Source organism: Mesorhizobium sp. M0185 (assembly GCF_040322175.1).
Lineage (GTDB): Bacteria > Pseudomonadota > Alphaproteobacteria > Rhizobiales > Rhizobiaceae > Mesorhizobium.
The window spans coordinates 1-16,178 of sequence record NZ_JAMYSY010000010.1 but is presented as its reverse complement, the minus strand read 5'-3'; the positions used below and the strand labels follow the sequence as shown (position 1 = coordinate 16,178).

General features: G+C 63.0%; 19 protein-coding genes. 12 read left to right on the top strand and 7 right to left on the bottom strand.

What is annotated here, in order from left to right; translation table 11 throughout:
* Nucleotides 1–187: 187 nt before the first annotated feature.
* From NKJ20_RS10380 to NKJ20_RS10355, 6 genes are all read left to right on the top strand, one after another.
* Entirely contained in the window at nt 188–1,276 is a 1,089-nt protein-coding gene (locus NKJ20_RS10380) for an ABC transporter ATP-binding protein (RefSeq protein ID WP_352743902.1), read from the top strand.
* A 36-nt stretch (nt 1,277–1,312) separates the two neighbouring features.
* A complete protein-coding gene (locus NKJ20_RS10375) occupies nt 1,313–2,602 on the top strand; it encodes an ABC transporter substrate-binding protein (protein ID WP_352451581.1) in 1,290 nt (429 codons plus the stop codon).
* 240 nt (nt 2,603–2,842) lie between these two features.
* A complete protein-coding gene (locus NKJ20_RS10370; RefSeq protein WP_352688642.1) occupies nt 2,843–3,751 on the top strand; it encodes an ABC transporter permease in 909 nt (302 codons plus the stop codon).
* Between the two features lie 4 nt (nt 3,752–3,755).
* Entirely contained in the window at nt 3,756–4,574 is an 819-nt protein-coding gene (locus NKJ20_RS10365; RefSeq protein WP_352451583.1) for an ABC transporter permease, read from the top strand.
* Nucleotides 4,575–4,576: 2 nt separating this feature from the next.
* On the top strand, nt 4,577–5,317 hold the full coding sequence (locus tag NKJ20_RS10360; RefSeq protein ID WP_352688645.1) for an aspartate/glutamate racemase family protein: 741 nt from the start codon (nt 4,577–4,579) through the stop codon (nt 5,315–5,317).
* 5 nt (nt 5,318–5,322) lie between these two features.
* Nucleotides 5,323–6,159 carry a GNAT family N-acetyltransferase gene (locus NKJ20_RS10355; protein WP_352743901.1) on the top strand — a complete coding sequence of 279 codons (837 nt, stop codon included), beginning with the start codon at nt 5,323–5,325 and terminating at the stop codon, nt 6,157–6,159.
* A 51-nt stretch (nt 6,160–6,210) separates the two neighbouring features.
* On the opposite strand, the gene NKJ20_RS10350 is transcribed toward NKJ20_RS10355, so the two are convergent.
* The 6 genes from NKJ20_RS10350 to NKJ20_RS10325 all read right to left on the bottom strand — a co-directional run bounded on the left by NKJ20_RS10350 (nt 6,211) and on the right by NKJ20_RS10325 (nt 11,145).
* On the bottom strand, nt 6,211–6,357 hold the full coding sequence (locus NKJ20_RS10350; RefSeq protein WP_352452379.1) for a hypothetical protein: 147 nt from the start codon (nt 6,355–6,357) through the stop codon (nt 6,211–6,213).
* A gap of 76 nt (nt 6,358–6,433) precedes the next feature.
* Nucleotides 6,434–7,726 carry an NAD(P)/FAD-dependent oxidoreductase gene (locus NKJ20_RS10345; protein ID WP_352743899.1) on the bottom strand — a complete coding sequence of 431 codons (1,293 nt, stop codon included), beginning with the start codon at nt 7,724–7,726 and terminating at the stop codon, nt 6,434–6,436.
* On the bottom strand, nt 7,723–8,700 hold the full coding sequence (locus NKJ20_RS10340) for a branched-chain amino acid ABC transporter permease (protein WP_023676067.1): 978 nt from the start codon (nt 8,698–8,700) through the stop codon (nt 7,723–7,725). The genes NKJ20_RS10345 and NKJ20_RS10340 overlap by 4 nt, the downstream gene beginning before the upstream one ends.
* Nucleotides 8,697–9,605, bottom strand: coding sequence for a branched-chain amino acid ABC transporter permease (locus tag NKJ20_RS10335; RefSeq protein ID WP_352743897.1), 909 nt, complete (start codon nt 9,603–9,605; stop codon nt 8,697–8,699). Before NKJ20_RS10335 ends, NKJ20_RS10340 begins: the two co-directional genes overlap by 4 nt.
* Nucleotides 9,602–10,351 carry an ABC transporter ATP-binding protein gene (locus tag NKJ20_RS10330; protein WP_352452381.1) on the bottom strand — a complete coding sequence of 250 codons (750 nt, stop codon included), beginning with the start codon at nt 10,349–10,351 and terminating at the stop codon, nt 9,602–9,604. The genes NKJ20_RS10335 and NKJ20_RS10330 overlap by 4 nt, the downstream gene beginning before the upstream one ends.
* Nucleotides 10,348–11,145, bottom strand: a complete 798-nt coding sequence (locus NKJ20_RS10325) for an ABC transporter ATP-binding protein (RefSeq protein ID WP_352452382.1) — start codon at nt 11,143–11,145, stop codon at nt 10,348–10,350. The genes NKJ20_RS10330 and NKJ20_RS10325 overlap by 4 nt, the downstream gene beginning before the upstream one ends.
* Nucleotides 11,146–11,270: 125 nt before the next feature.
* Between NKJ20_RS10325 and NKJ20_RS10320 the strand changes: the two genes are divergently transcribed.
* The 6 genes from NKJ20_RS10320 to NKJ20_RS10295 are packed head-to-tail and all read left to right on the top strand — an operon-like array spanning nt 11,271 to nt 15,649.
* Entirely contained in the window at nt 11,271–11,999 is a 729-nt protein-coding gene (locus NKJ20_RS10320; protein WP_352743895.1) for a GntR family transcriptional regulator, read from the top strand.
* 4 nt (nt 12,000–12,003) lie between these two features.
* Entirely contained in the window at nt 12,004–12,492 is a 489-nt protein-coding gene (locus NKJ20_RS10315) for a DUF3830 family protein (protein WP_352452384.1), read from the top strand.
* A complete protein-coding gene (locus NKJ20_RS10310; protein WP_352452385.1) occupies nt 12,493–12,852 on the top strand; it encodes a TIGR04076 family protein in 360 nt (119 codons plus the stop codon).
* Nucleotides 12,849–13,904 carry an aldo/keto reductase gene (locus NKJ20_RS10305; RefSeq protein WP_352743893.1) on the top strand — a complete coding sequence of 352 codons (1,056 nt, stop codon included), beginning with the start codon at nt 12,849–12,851 and terminating at the stop codon, nt 13,902–13,904. Before NKJ20_RS10310 ends, NKJ20_RS10305 begins: the two co-directional genes overlap by 4 nt.
* Nucleotides 13,905–13,912: 8 nt before the next feature.
* The gene (locus NKJ20_RS10300) at nt 13,913–14,341 is read left to right on the top strand and encodes a DUF4440 domain-containing protein (protein ID WP_352452387.1); all 429 of its coding nucleotides are present in this window, start codon (nt 13,913–13,915) and stop codon (nt 14,339–14,341) included.
* Between the two features lie 48 nt (nt 14,342–14,389).
* Nucleotides 14,390–15,649 (top strand): ABC transporter substrate-binding protein, encoded by a 1,260-nt coding sequence (locus tag NKJ20_RS10295; protein ID WP_352452388.1) that lies wholly within the window; start codon nt 14,390–14,392, stop codon nt 15,647–15,649.
* Between the two features lie 75 nt (nt 15,650–15,724).
* On the opposite strand, the gene NKJ20_RS10290 is transcribed toward NKJ20_RS10295, so the two are convergent.
* On the bottom strand, nt 15,725–16,018 hold the full coding sequence (locus NKJ20_RS10290) for a hypothetical protein (RefSeq protein ID WP_352743891.1): 294 nt from the start codon (nt 16,016–16,018) through the stop codon (nt 15,725–15,727).
* Between the last annotated feature and the right edge of the window lie 160 nt (nt 16,019–16,178).

Sequence of the window (16,178 nt, the reverse complement as noted above, 5' to 3'; positions counted from 1 at the left end):
AAAAGATTGCATACGATCTTTGCGAAGATCGGCGGCAATCGCCTATAATTTGTGCATTGCACAAGGGCGACGTATCGGCAGCTATATAGAGGCGGCCCTGATTTCTTCGAGGATTCAGTCGGTTGGTGCGGCGGCGCGCAACTGGCACGCATGATGCTTTGGCTAATCCGACCAAAGGGGAAGCTGGATGTCCAAAGCCGCCGAAATCGACATTGTGTCCGTTTCGAAAGTCTATGGCGCGACGACTGCCGTCGAAGGCATCAGCCTGAAAATCCCTGCGGGAACCTATTGCTGCCTGCTCGGTCCGTCGGGCTGTGGCAAGACCTCGACGTTGCGCATGATCGCCGGGCACGAGAGCATATCGAGTGGCGACGTGCGTCTCGGCAACACAGTGGTCACCGACCTGCCGCCGGCCAGGCGCGGCACTGCCATGATGTTCCAGTCCTACGCACTGTTTCCGCATCTCGACCTGATCGACAATGTCGCCTTCAGCCTGAAGATGAAAGGCGTCGGCAAGGAGGAGCGCCGCGCCAAGGCACTCGACATGCTGAAGCTGATGCAGATGGAGACCTATGCCAGCCGCCGCCCGGCGCAGCTTTCCGGCGGGCAGCAGCAGCGCGTTGCTCTTGCGCGCGCATTGATCACCGATCCCGAGGCGCTGTTGCTCGACGAACCGCTTTCGGCGCTCGATCCTTTCCTGAAGATCCGCATGCGAGCCGAACTGAAGAAGCTGCAGACGTCGCTCGGCATCACTTTCGTCCACGTCACCCACAGCCAGGAAGAGGCGATGGCGCTGGCCGACCTGATCGTGGTGATGAACGACGGCCGTATCGAGCAGGCGGCGCACCCTCGCACGGTGTTCGAGCGGCCGGCCACGGCCTTCGTCGCTCGTTTCATGGGCGACCACAATGTCATCTCCGGCCGTGTCACCGGTAGTCGCGACGGCATGGTCGTTTTCGATGTGCCCGGCGGCGTCACGCTCGCCGCCAGCGGGCAGGGCAGGGAGACTGGGGAGCCCATCGACATCGCCATTCGCACCGACCACGTGCGCATCGGCGAGCCGCCGGCAGCCGGGCTCGGCTTCACCGGCATCGTTTCAAACGTCGAGTACCGCGGTTCGACCGTGAAGCTCTCGGTCAATGGCGCCGGCATCGAGGATTTCACGGTAATCGTCGACGACACCAGCTTCTTCGCCAGGCCGGTTGCCGTCGGCGACGCAGTGCCGATCGCCTGGGACGCCGAGGACGCGATCGTCCTTGGCCGTCTCGATTCCTGAAATCCAGCATAACCAACCAAAACAGGGGAACTGAACATGACCAACACCACCGACAAGAAGACTGGAATATCGCGACGTTCGCTGCTCAAGACAGGTGCCGCCGCCGTCGGTTTCGCCGCCGGTTCCGGCGCCATATCAGGCTTTCCGACCATCTGGGCGCAATCGAACATCACGCTGCGCCAGTTCGGCACCGGCGTATCCAACCTCAATGCCATCGCCGACAAGTGCAAGGCCGACCTCGGCATCACGCTGGAGATGACAGCAACCGATTCCGACGCCGCCGCGCAGCGCGCCGTGACGCAGCCCGACAGCTACGACATCGCCGACATCGAATACTGGATCTGCAAGAAGGTGTTCCCGACAGGCGTCCTGCAGCCGATGGATGTCACCAAGCTGAAATATTACGACGAGCTGGTGCCGCTGTTCAAAACCGGCAAGCTGACGCCGGACAGCGTCATTGCCCAGGGCACCGCGCCGCATACCGTCGGTTACGTCGAGGCGCAGGACAGCAAGGTCTTCGCCAAGGCGCCGACCAACTGGTTCACCATGGTGCCGACGATCTACAATGCCGATACGCTTGGCATCCGCCCCGACCTCGTCGGCCGCGATATCACCACCTGGGCCGACATCATGGATCCGGCCTTCAAGGGCAAGACCGCCATCCTCAACATCCCGTCAATCGGCATCATGGATGCGGCGATGATCATGGAGGCAACGGGCAACATCAAATACGCCGACAAGGGCAACATGACCAAGGAGGAGATCGACAAGACGATCGACTTCCTGATCAAGGCCAAGCAAGCCGGCCAGTTCCGCGCCTTCTGGAAATCCTTCGACGAGAGCGTCAACCTGATGGCTTCAGGCGAAGTCGTAATCCAGTCGATGTGGTCGCCGGCCGTGGCCGCGGTCCGCTCCAAGGGCATCGCGTGCCGGTTCCAGCCGCTCAAGGAAGGCTACCGGTCCTGGGGTGGCGGGCTTGGCCTGGCAGCCCATCTCTCCGGCGCCGAACTCGATGCCGCCTATGAATACATCAACTGGTACACGTCCGGCTGGGTTGGCGGCTATCTCAACCGCCAGGGCTATTACTCGGCCAACATGGTGTCGGCCAAGAAGTTCATGTCCGAGGACGAGTGGGGCTACTGGATCGAAGGCAAGCCGGCAAAGGGCGATATCCTGTCGCCGGACGGCAAGGTCATGGAAAAGGCTGGCGCCGTGCGTGACGGCGGCTCGTTCGAAGAGCGCATGGGCAAGGTCGCCTGCTGGAACTCGGTCATGGACGAGGACCGCTACATGGTGAAGCGCTGGAACGAGTTCATCGCTGCTTGATGCAAGGCAGGCGATAACTGAGATGTTGCATTCCTTCGCGCCCCCCTCTGTCCTGCCGGACATCTCCCCCACAAGGGGGGAGATCGGCTGTGGCTCTCTTCAGCGCTCTTCGTCATACGGCGATCATTGGCGTGGGTCGGCATGCAAGCCAATCTCCCCCCTTGTGGGGGAGATGTCCGGCAGGACAGAGGGGGGCGCGAAGGATCACAGCCCGGCAAAATACCACCGAGGCTGTTCCAGATGACAGTGGCACTCGATCAGCCCGCAACCATTGCCACAAAGCCTGCCAGACGTAGGCGCTCCTTTGCCGCCATCGCACCCTATCTCCAGGCAACACCACTTGCCCTGATCCTCGGCGCGTTCCTCCTGCTGCCGATCCTGATGATCGCCGTGGTCTCATTCTGGGATTACGATTTCGCGGCGATGTATCCGGATTTCCTGACCACCAATTATTCCGACACGCTCGGCTCCTGGGTCACCTGGAAAACCTACCTGAATACGCTGAAATACGCCGCCATCGTCTGGGCGCTGACGCTGTTCATCGGTTTCTGGGTCGCCTATTTCCTTGCCTTCCATATCAGGACCACGGCCATGCAGATGGTGCTGTTCCTTGTCTGCACGGTGCCGTTCCTGACCTCCAACATCATCCGCATGATCTCGTGGATTCCGGTGCTTGGCCGCAATGGCCTGGTCAACTCGACGCTGGTGCAAATGGGGCTGATCCCGAAGCCGATCGAATGGCTGCTCTATTCCGAATTCGCCGTGGTGCTGGCCATGGTGCATCTCTATACGCTGTTCATGGTGACGCCGATCTTCAACACGCTGATGCGCATCGACAAGTCGTTGATAGAAGCCGCGCGCGACGCCGGCGCTTCCGGCTGGCAGGTTCTGTGGAACGTCGTCATTCCGCTCGCCAAGCCCGGCATGGCGATCGGCACCATTTTCGTCGTCACCCTGGTGATGGCCGATTTCTCGACGGTGCAGGTGATGTCCGGCGGGCAGAGCGCCTCCGTCGCGCTGATGATGAAGAACCAGATGTCGCTGCTGCAATATCCGGCAGCCGCCGCCAACGCCGTCGTGCTCTTGGTGCTGGTGCTGCTGATGGTCGCGGGCATCCTGCGCATCGTCGACATCCGCAAGGAGCTGTGAGGCGATGAGCCAGGACAAGCGCACCCTCGAATTCTATGTGTTGGCGGCGTTCTTCGGTCTTTTCGTGTTGTTCCTCTACGGCCCGCTTTCGGCGATCCTGATCCTCTCTTTCCAGGGCGAGAACGGCGGTCTGACATTTCCGCTGAACGGCGTGTCGCTGCACTGGTTCGCCAATTTGTTCGAGCGCCAGGCGGTCGGCGACTTCGGCGGCAGCTTCAAACGCTCGCTCGTCCTTGGCCTGATGGTGATGGTCGTCACTGTCGCCGTGTCGCTGCTCGCCGGCCTGGCCTTCCGGCAGAAATTTCGCGGCGCAACCGCACTGTTCTATCTGGCCGTCGCCAGCCTGGTCGTGCCGTCGATCATCATCAGTCTCGGCATCGGCGTCGTCTTCCAGCAGATCGGCTTCCGCCCCGCCTGGTACACCTCCGCTTTCGGCGCCCATCTGACCTGGACCTTGCCTTTCGGCGTGCTGATTATGTTTGCTGTCTTCAACCGGTTCTCGCCAGCCTATGAGGAAGCCGCGCGCGATCTCGGAGCATCGTCGTGGCAGACCTTCGCACATGTCGTGCTGCCGATGATCGCGCCCAGCCTGATCGGCGTCGGCCTGTTCGGCTTCACTCTGTCATATGACGAGTTCGCCCGCACGCTGATGACCTCGGGCACGTTCAACACCTTGCCGCTCGAAATCTACGGCATGACGACCAATGTCACGACGCCGGTGCTCTATGCGCTGGGCACCGTGACGACCGTGTTTTCCTTCCTGGTGATCCTGCTGACGCTCGGCGCAATCGTCTATGTCGGCCGCCGCCGCGAGCGTGCCTGACAGTGCAGATCCTCGTCGTCAATCCAAACACCACCGCCAGCATGACCGACACTATCGCGGCGGCGGCCCGATCGGTCGCTGCCCAATCGACGAAGATCGTTGCCGTCACCTCGTCGATGGGACCTGTATCGATCGAAGGCTATTACGATGAAGCACTTGCCGTGCCCGGCCTGCTGGTCGAGATCGCCGCCGGCGAACGCTCGGGCGCGCAAGCCGCGATCATTGCCTGTTTCGACGACACCGGCCTCGATGCCGCGCGCGCCATGGCCAACATTCCGGTCATCGGCATTTGCGAGGCATCGCTCAGCACGGCCTCGTTCATCGCCCAGCGCTTCACCGTCGTCACCACCACCGGACGTTCGCGCGTGCCGGTCGAAGGGTTGGTGCAGCGCTATGGCATGGCAGGGCGCGCGCGTGTGCGCGCCGCCGACATCCCGGTTCTTGCCCTCGAAGATCCGGCGTCCGACGCACTGCTCAGGCTGCGCAACGAGATTGCGCGCGCCATCGACGAGGATCGCGCCGAGGCGATCGTGCTCGGCTGCGCCGGCATGGCCGATCTGGCGGCGGCGCTGCAGCGGGAATTCGGGCTTCCGGTCATCGACGGCGTGGGCGCTGCCGTGAAACAGGCCGAGGCATTGATCGCCCTTGGCCTGACGACATCCAAGCGCGGCGCCTATGCAAGCCCGTTGGCAAAGTCTTATCATGGCGCGTTGAAATCCTTCGCGCCTGGCGCCGCCGAGTGATCGCAATGCCCCGAACGATCCGAACGCTCGCACGTGAGGAAGTGCAAACCCTAGTCGATTGGGCGGCGGCGGAAGGCTGGAATCCCGGCCTTAACGATGCCGCGCTGTTTCAGGCAGCCGACCCGCAGGGCTTCATCGGCGCCTTTATCGATGGCGAGATGGCGGCCGGCATTTCGGCCGTTGCCTATGGCGACGGTTTCGGCTTCATCGGCCTCTACATCTGCCGGCCGGACAAGCGTGGCCAAGGCCATGGCAAGGTCGTTTGGGATGCCGGCACGGCGCGGCTCGGCAAGCGCACGATCGGCCTCGACGGTGTCGTCGAACAGCAGGCCAACTACCGCAGCATGGGTTTTGCACCGGCCTACCGGACGATCCGGTTCATGGGGTCACCGAATGTCCCGGCAGCAGTCGGCAACGACATTCGCGCCATAGGGCCGGAACTCGTGCCGGACATACTGGACTATGACCGCCGCTTCTTTCCCGGCCCGAGGCGATCCTTCCTGGAACACTGGCTGCGCCCGCCGCATATGGCGCTTGCGATCCTCAAGCACGGCGCCATTGCGGGATACGGCGTCGCGCGCCAATGCCGGGACGGCTGCAAGATCGGCCCGCTCTTTGCCGACAGCCTGGAGGCGGCAAGCCATCTCTTCGCCGCGCTCGCGCACATGTCCGGTCCCGGAAACGTCCATCTCGACGTTCCCGAAACCAGCCGGCAATTTGCAGACTTGCTGTCGTCCGCAGGCCTTCAACCGGGCTTCGAGACGGCTCGGATGTACAAGGGAAAGGCGCCGCAGCTCAAGCAGTCCGGAGTTTTTGCGATAACGACGTTGGAGTTGGGGTGAGGCGGTACAAGCCGACTTCCAGTGCAAAGCCGGGCAACAGGACTACGCGGTCTATTTTTCCTGAACTGAAATGCCGGAATCGTCGATGCGAAGTTCCACGCCTTTCGGCCTAGTCTCCTCGCGATAAACGTAAATCCCCAACGCAATAACGGCGACGGCCAAAGCGCCGATGATGAGATAAAGATAGTTCTGCTTCATCCGCTGTCGTTAACAATATGATGTGGGCGAGTCTAGCAGTTCGGGTATCAGGACGGCGGCCGGAGACGCACGTCGATCAGCCATCCAGCCGGTCGCGCAGCATGCTCCAGGGGAGCACCATGTTTGGTGCATGCCGCATCAGGCTATGGAACGGGATCGGCGACGGCGGCGCAAACGGCAGCGGCAAATCCTGAGGCTTTGTTCCATCAGCCCAATCCGCAAGCACCTTGCCCATCGCAGTGGTCATGGCGATGCCGCGTCCGTTGCACGCCAAGCCGGCGATCAGCCCGGGGCCGAGATCGACGAGGTGCGGCAGGAAGTCGGGCTCGACGGCAGCCATCCCCGACCAGCTGTATTCAAGCGGCGGGATGTCCGGGAGATCGAGATGCCCGGCAAGCCGCCGCCAGATCGCCCGCGGCACCCGCGTGTCGGCACCGGGGCCAAAAACATGCATGCCGCCGGTGATCAGCCTGTTTTCGCCATCGAAGCGGAAGGTGAAGAGATTGCGTCTTGTGTCGCCGACGCCTTGCCCGCCAGGAAGCAGGCGAGTGCGTATTTCACGCGGCAGCGGCGCCGTCGCGATCTGGAAGATTTTCAGCGGGATGTAGGTTCGCTCAAGCGTGCGGTTCAGCGACCCGCCATAGGCATTGGTGGCGACCAGCACTTTTTCGGCACGCACCGAACCTGAGGCCGTCTTCAAAGCCCAACCATCGCCTATGTGATCGATCGACGCGACACGCGAATGCTCGAAGATGCGCGCTCCGGCCTTTTCCGCCGCGTCGGCCAATCCGCGCGCATATTCGACCGGATTGAGGACGCCACCCGATCTGTCGATCCAGCCGCCGAGATAACCGCGAACGCCGGTCAGCCCTTCGACCGCCTGTCTATCCAGCGCAACAGCCGGCCTTCCGCGTGGTGCCCATTGTTCGGCGCGCGATCTGGTCTTTTGCAAAGCGGCCGGTGAATGGGCTGGTTGTATCCAGCCGCTCTGGACGGCATCGCATTCGATGGCATGCCGCCTAATCAGGTCGAAGACGAGGTCGGCGCTGCCGGCGGCGAAATCGACAAGGCGTTCGCCGCGTTCGGGCCCGAGCTGGGCAATGATATCGTCGGGGTCTCTTTTCGCGAAATTCGGCACGACGAAGCCGGCATTCCTGCCGGTTGCCCCCCAGGCGATGATTTCCGCCTCGAGGACGGCAACCGAGATGCCTTTCTCGACACTGTGCAGCGCGGTGGAAAGGCCTGAAAACCCGCCGCCGACAATTGCCAGATCGACATCGAGTGCGCCTTCGAGGGTGGGCCGGTCGCGGCGACCGCGGCTGACGGCATGCCAAAGGGAAACGCCGTGCGGCCGGGTCACAGCGTTCATGAGCCGCTCTCGCTGGGGGCCACGCGTGCACGCTTGCCGAACCTTGGACGCCGCGGCCTGTCGCCAAACAGGCCGTTCGGCCTGACCAGAAGGATGACGCACAGCATCACGCCGATGGCGACGATCTGCAGCGAAGCGGCGCGGGCCTGCTGTTCCGGCGAGAACAACATACTGGTCAAGGCTCCCGATCCGGCCCATATCGCCCAGACCAGGATGCTGCCGATGACGGCGCCGATGTTGCTGCCCGAGCCACCGACGATCAGCATCACCCAGACCTGGAAAGTCAGCGCCGGCAAATAATTGTCCGGGGCGATGAAGCCGGTGAAATGCGCCTGCAGCGCACCGGCAAGCGCCATGATGGCGCCACCGACGGCAAAGGCCTGGACGCGGTAGAACCGTGCGCTTTTGCCTAGGGATATCGCGGCCCGCTCATCCTCGCGAAGCGCCTTCAACACGCGCCCCCACGGGCTGCGCGACAGATGCTCCAGCGCGAGATAGACGATCAGCGTCACTACCGAGACGATCGCAAGGTTCGAAAGGTTGAACAGCAACGGCGTTTCGGCAAGACCGCCGAACGGACGCGGAATGAAGCCGATGCCGAACGGCCCGCCGGTCAGCTTCTGGGCATTGAGCGCTACCAGTTGCACGACGACGGCGACGCCGAAAGTAGTGATCGCCAGATAGTCCGATCTCAGACGTAGCGTGGCAATGCCGGTGATGGCGGCGGCGACGCCGCCCAACAGCATGGCGCCAAGCCAGCCGATAAGGATCGGCAGGTCGAAGCCGCCCAGGCGCGCGGCATCGTCGGGCGTGGTCAGCAGCGCCGAGGTGTAGGCGCCGATTGCAACGAAGCCGGCGACCCCGACATTGAAAAGCCCGGTCAGCCCCCATTGCAGATTGAGCCCGAGCGTGATGAGCGAAAAGATCAGCGCGGTGGTCAGGAAGAAGGCGCCGTAGCCGAGCAGATCCATCAGCGTTCCCTCACTCCGAAAAGGCCGATGGGCCGCACGAACAGCACCGCCATCAGGATGATGAACGAGACGGCTGCCCGCCATTCGGCGCCGATCAATTGCACGGCAGCCGCTTCGGCCATGCCGATGATCAGGCCGCCGAGAACGGCGCCGGGCATGCTGCCGATGCCGCCGAGGATGGCGGCCGCGAACATCGGCAGCAGCATCTCGAAACCCATGAACGGGCGGATCTGGATGAGAATGCCGATCATGACGCCGGCGACGCAGGCCAGCGCGCCGCCGATGATCCAGGTGACGCGCACCACCCTGGCGACGTCGATGCCGACGATGCGGGCAAGTGCCGCGTTCTGGCTCAATGCCTGCATCGAGCGGCCGGTCTGGGTCCGCGTCATCAGGAGATGCACGCCGAGCACCAGCACGGCGGTCAGCAGCAGCAGCGCGATCTGGTCCGGGGTGATGCGGATGCCGAAACCTATCGGCATGGCGATCTGGATCGCCCGGCTGAAATAGGTCGGACGCGAGCTGAAGATGAATTCGAGCAGGCTTCTCAGCGCCATCGAGGCGCCGAAGCTGGCCATCACCACGATGATCGCCTGGCCCTTGGCCCGCAGCCGCGCGAACAGCACCATGTCGAGCGCCAGCGCCAGCAGGCCGGTGGCCGCCATGCCGATGATGAGCGCGACGATCAGCGGCCAACCGAAGGAGAGGGGCGCGATCGGCGCGATCTTGCCGAAAATCGCGCCAATGGCGCCAACCACGGCGAGCGTCGCATAGGCGCCCCAGGCCATGAAGTCGCCATGGGCGAAGTTCGAGAAGCGCAGGATCGAATAGGTGAGTGTCACGCCGATGGCGCCGAGGCCGATCATCGACCCTGCCAGCAGTCCGTCGACGACGAATTGCAGGTTCATGCCGCGCTTCCTTGCCCAAGATCGAGGCGGCGCTGGCCAAGATAGAGTTCAGCCACGACCGGGTCGTTCCAGAGCTCGGAGGCGACGCCCTGGTGCCGCTCCTTGCCCTCGACCAGCACATAGGCGCGGTCTCCAATGGCAAGCGCTGCCTTGGCGTTCTGTTCGACCAGCAGAATGGTAACGCCGGACTTTCGGATGCCGGCCAGCATCTCGAACACCATCGCCACGAATTTCGGCGACAGGCCGGCCGACGGCTCGTCGAGCACCAGCACCTTGGGATGGACGATCAACGCCCGGGCGACGGCCAGCATCTGCCGCTGTCCACCCGACAGATTGCCCGCGGCCGTTCTGCGCTGACGGGCGAGATCGGGAAAGGCCGCATACATTTCCTCGATGCGGGCTGGGACCTCGCGCGGCCTCAGGATGCCGCAGGCGACCCTGAGATTGTCCTCGACCGACATCAGCGGGAAGATGTTCTCTGTCTGTGGCACGAAGGCAAGGCCAAGGCGGACCATGATGTGAGCGGGCGACGCCGTGATATCCTTGCCGTCCAGCAGCACCGTGCCGCCGGTGATCGGGACAAGGCCGGCGATGGCCTTGATAAGGCTCGACTTGCCGGCGCCGTTGGGACCGAGAACGACGACGATCTCGCCCTGGTCGACGGTGATCGAAGCGCCGCGCACGATCGGAACGCCAGGCTCGTAGCCGGCTTCGAGATCGCGGACATCGAGTACCTTTTGGCTCATGCCGTGCCTCCGAGGTAGGCCTCGATGACGCGCGGGTCGCGCGCCACCTCCTCCGGAGTGCCTTCGCACAGAAGCTGGCCGCTCGCCATGACCAGGACGCGGTGGCAAAGCCGCGTCACCATGTCGATATTGTGCTCGATCAGCAGGAAGGTGATGCCGCGCGCATTGATGTCGCGGATGCGATCGATAATGATCTCGAGCAGGGTTGCGTTGACCCCGGCCGCCGGCTCGTCGAGCAGGATGATCGCCGGGTCGGCCATCATCACGCGGGCCAACTCGAGCAGCTTGCGCTGGCCGCCTGAAAGCACGCGCGCAGGTTCGTGCGCGAGGTGAGCGATCGTGACGAGCTCGAGCAGTTCGACGGCTCTTGTCTCGGCAGCCCTTTCTTCGGCAGCGACCCGCCGGGGCGTCAGGAAATTGGCGAGCAGTTTTTCTCCAGTCTGTCCTTGCGCGGCCAGCATGACGTTTTCGATCAGCGTCAGGTTAGGCAAGGGCCGGGGGATCTGGAACGTGCGGCCAAGGCCGCGGCCGATGCGGCGATGGGCTGCTTCCCCCGACACCGATACGCCATTGAGGAGGATTTCGCCGCTGGTCGGCAGAATGCTGCCGGCGAGCAGGTCGAACATCGTGGTCTTGCCGGCGCCGTTCGGGCCGATGAGGCCGAGTATTTCACCCGGCCGGACGTCAAACGAGACATTGTTGACCGCGAGCAGGCCGCCGAAGCGCTTGACGACGTTCCTGGCCGTCAGAACCGGCGTGCGGATCTCCTCCTGCCGTCCCGTCGTGTCGCCCATGAATCCCTCAGGCCGAAAGCGATCTTCACCGCCTATGATTTGATTTGTGATCACACTTGCTTTGATCACGCTATTCGGCTTTAATTTCTTCCGCAAGACGAAAACGGCCAATACCGGGATTGCCCATGCAGAAGGCCGCCATCGAAAAGAACAATGAGGTGATCGCAGCCCAGCTTACGCCGGTCGGCCGCGAGACCGTGCAGGATCGCGTCTATTCGGAGCTGCGCCGCGCCTTGATCGGCGGCCTTTTCGAGCCGAGCCAGGTGCTAACCATCCGCGGCCTCGCCGACGCGCTGGTCACCAGCACCATGCCGGTGCGCGAGGCGCTCGGACGGCTGATCACCGAGAAGGCACTGGAGGCGCTTCCCAACCGTTCGGTGCGTGTGCCGCCGATCACGCTGGAGCGCATCGACGACCTCTTGCGCGCCCGCTCTCTGATCGAGGGCGAAGCGATCGCGCTGGCCGCCACGCGCATGAACCCGCGCCAGATCGCTTCGGTCGAAGCCATGCTCGGCGAGTGGGACGAGATGCGGGCGCTGAAGCACAAGAAGGATATCGACCGCGAGGCCACGCTCAACCAGAGCTTCCATTTCGAGATCTACCGTTGCTGCGGTTCCGCCGTGCTGATCCCGATGATCGAGAGCCTGTGGTTGCAATCCGGGCCTTGCATCCGCGTTGCCATTTACGCCTTCTCCGACGCCGGCGAGGTCGATACGGCCCACTACCACCGCAGCATCGTCGCAGCGCTTGCGAGGCAGGATGCGCAAGCGGCGCGCGAGGCGCTGGTGGCCGATATCAGCCGGCCCTTCGCCTTTCTGCGCGACAAGCTCCAATCCACAGCAAGGAAGGATTGAGGGCATGACGGCGCCTGGCATCAGCATCACCGAGCCACGCTCGAAGCTTTCCGTGACCGCGCTGCTGTTGCCTGAAAAGGCGCCCGACAACGCCGCCTTCCTGCTGGCGTATCTCGAGCAGCCGCGCGTCGTTTCCGGCATCCATGCTATGTGGACGGGGCCGGAAATCTCCTGCCCGGTTCCATCAGCCGAACTTGAGGGCCAAACCTATGCCAGGCCCTTGCCGGCGGAGAACGCAACGCTGACGCCGCAGCCGGGCGACATCGTGTTGTCCTACGTGCCGCCGCGCATGTGGGGCGGCAACCCGAATGCCATCTTTGACGTCGGCCTGTTCTACGGAGCGGGTGCACGCCTGCTGTTCCCGATCGGCTGGCTTGCCGGAAGCGTCGTCGCGCAGGTGGTGCCTGAGGATCGCGATAAATTCGCAGCCGCTTGTGGCGTGATCCGCCGCAACGGTGCCTGCGACATCACCTTCACCCGGGTGGAGATCTGAATGGCTGAGACCGACGACACTTTCGAACTCTTCGACCTTCGCGTCGAGGCGGTTGTCCCCGAGGGCAAGCCGATCTATTGCGGCGCCAAGCCCGGCGACTATTTCGAATTGAAGGGCGAGATGCTGTCGATGCCGGCGGGGCAAGGTTTCTCGATCTATTCCATTGCGGCAGTGTTGCCGCTTCTGGCCGCAAAGCAGCGCCCGACCCACAGGAACGACTGGATGACGTCGGACGCCGAGATCGCTTGTCCGGATCCCAATTGTGCCAGCCGGCTCCGGATCGTCAGGACCGGCAAGCGGCGGTTCAGCCATGCCGAAACGACGGCGGTGCCGCTGCCGAAGGAGAATGACCGGAGATGACCGCCAAGGCTTTCGAGCTCAGCCCCGGCTATACGATCTCGCGCGTTATTCGCGGCGGCTGGCAGCTTGCCGGCGGGCACGGCGCGATCGACCGCCAACAGGCGGTAACTGACCTGATCGCCACCTTCGACGCTGGCATCAGGACCTATGATTGCGCCGATATCTATACCGGTGTCGAAGAGCTGATCGGCGCGGCGCGCCTGCGCCTTGCCAATGAGCGTGGCCTTGATGCTGCCGCCAAGATGAAGGTGCACACCAAGCTGGTGCCTGACCTGGAAAGGCTTTCCAATATCAGTCGCGACTACATCAGAGGCATCGTCGAGCAGTCGCTGCGGCGGCTGAAGACCGAGCGGCTCGATCTCGTGCAGTTCCACTGGTGGGACTATGCGCTGCCCGGCTACGTCGAAGCGATGGGCTGGCTCAACGAAATCCGCAGGGAAGGCAAGGTGCGCAACATCGGCACCACGAACTTCGACACGCCGCGGTTGGCCGAGATCCTGGCCGCCGGTGTGCCGCTGGTCAGCCAGCAATTGCAATACTCGGTGCTCGACCAGCGGCCAGCCAACAGCCTTGCAGCGCTCGCCAGCCGGCACGGCGTCAGTTTCCTCTGCTATGGTTCGGTGGCGGGCGGCTTCCTCAGCGAAAAATGGCTTGGCGCTGCCGAGCCGCAGACGCCGCTCGAAAACCGATCGCTGGTCAAATACAAGCTGATCATTGACGACTTTGGTGGCTGGGAGCTTTTCCAGGAGTTGCTTCGCACACTGAAGGCCGTCGCCGACCGCCACGGCGTCGATATCGCCACCATCGCCAGCGCCTGGGTGCTGGAGCAGCCGCAAGTGGCGGCCGTCATCGTCGGCGCCCGCAACCAGGCGCACGCCCTTGCCAATGCCAGAATCATGGACGTCGCGCTCGATGCCGACGACCGGGCGAGGATCGCTGCCGTGATCGCGCAAAGCCGTGGACCGCTGGGCGACGTCTACACATTGGAACGCGACCGTCACGGCCGCCACGGCTCGATCATGCATTACAATTTGAATGCAGGCAGGAAATGAACGCGGCCATGGACGAAAAGCCCTCCTTGCTTTCCCGCGCCAGCGCCGAGGTGGTCGATCTCCACCGCTTCTTCGTCGACTGGTTCAATGCGGCGAGTGCGGACAATGCAGATTTCAGGCGCTTCGAACGCGTCATTGGCGAAGGCTTCTGCATGGTTGTGCCGGATGGCCAGGTCCTCGATCGTGACGCGGTGCTCGACCATGTCAGGGCAAGCCGCGCCACTTGTGACGGCGATTTCACCATCTCGATCGAGGAAATCCGGGCCGGCTGGCAACAAGGCGACACGATCGTCGTCAGCTACATCGAAGCGCAGCAGCGCGCCGGCAAACATAGCCGCCGCCGCTCGAGTGCCGTTTTCACCACAAGTTCATCGGCGCCCAACGGCGTCGAATGGCGACATCTGCATGAAACCTGGCTGCAGATGCCGGAAGGCTGAACAGGCTCAAGACATCAATGAGAGTCGTGCAACGAAAGGGGAACAACAATGAAAAAGACCATACTTCAGATCACCACCGCGCTCGCACTGCTGACAGCGGCCGGCGCAGCGCGAGCCGCCGATTGCAAGATCACCGTCGGCCTCGTCATGGAACTGACAGGCCCGGCCGGCGAGTACGGCCAGGCCGGCGCCAAATCGGTCGAGATGGCCTTCCGCGACATCAACGATGCGGGCGGCGTCCGCGGCTGCGATCTCGCGACCGACACGCGCGACAGCCAAAGCCAGGGCAACATTGCGGTCGACGCCGCGACGCAGCTCGTGCAGGTCAAGAAGGTGCCGGTGATCATCGGCGGCATTATCTCCTCGGTGTCGATCCCGATCCTGACCTCGGTCACCGCTCCGGCCAAGATAGTCCAGGTGTCGCCTGCTTCCTCGTCGCCGACGCTGACGGCGCTCGGGCGCGACGGCAAGACCAACGGCATCTTCTTCCGCACCATCACATCTGATGCGCTGCAGGGCGTCGCTGCCGCCAAATATGCCATCGACAAAGGCTTCAAGAAGCTGTCGGTCATCCACGTCAACAACGATTTCGGCGTCAACATGGTGGCGGAATTTTCGCGCGCCTATAAGGCACTCGGCGGCACCATCGTCTCCGACACGCCCTACAATGAAAAGCAGTCGAGCTATGCCTCGGAAGTGACGGTGGCGATGGCCGGCGAGCCCGACGGGCTTTATCTCGTCAGCACGCCTGTCGACGGCGCAACCATCGCCCGCACCTGGATTTCGCAGGGCGGTGTCCAGAAATTCCTGCTCAATGACGGCATGAACAGCCCGGACTTCATCGAATCCGTTGGCGCGGATTACCTGAAGGATGCGTACGGCACTTCCTCCGGCACCAGCCCGACCGCATCGACCGAGTATTTCACCAAGAACTACAAGGAATTTTCGGGCATCGAACCGTCGAACCCGGCGGCCGACCGGTCGTATGATGCCGGCGCCATCGTCGGCCTGGCCATCGCCATTGCGGGCTCCGAGGATCCGGCCAAGATCAAGGAGGCGATGTACAAGGCGGTCGACCCGGCCGGCACGCCGATCTATGCCGGCAAGGACGAGTTCGCCAAGGCGCTCGGCCTGATCAAGGATGGCAAGCCGATCCGCTACGAAGGCGTCATCGGCCCGGTCGCCTTTGACAAATACGGCGACATCACCGGCCCGTTCCGCCTCTGGAAGATCGTCGACGGCAAGGTGACGACCGACGGCGAAATGACGACGGATGACGTCAACGCCCTGCAGGCGAAGCTTCAGTAAGCCGCCTATGTCTTGTCCGGCATCGATCCCATTCCATTGAGCTTGATGCCGGACACTTGCATGTCCTGTTGCTGGTCAGGCCGGCCTGGAAACGACCACCGCACCTGCCGCCGGCATGATCCAAAGGCAGGCATAGTAGTCGGCGATGCGATTTATGGTCCCGCCGGCGGCTTCGATCCGAACCGGATGGGCCGGCTTCCAACCGTTTTCGCCATGGTGGAGCACGAGCAGCACCGCCTGGCCATCGATCTCGCCAATCGCCATTTTCCAGGCCGTCGAGGCTCTTTCATATTCGACGAAGTAAGGTGATTCCGACAGCCTGCCCTTGAAGCAATCCGCGACCCGCAATTGTGCGTCGGCGCTGGTCAACGCCCGAACCCCATCCCAGTCGCGGCGGTTGAACAGTTCGACATAGCGCCAGAGTATCCGTGTTGGTCAAGGGAGAGATGGTGTCCAGGTCCGATTGTCCCTGAGTAGTGCGTTTGCGAGGATGATGAGCTTTCGCATGATGGCTGTGATGGCGAGTTTT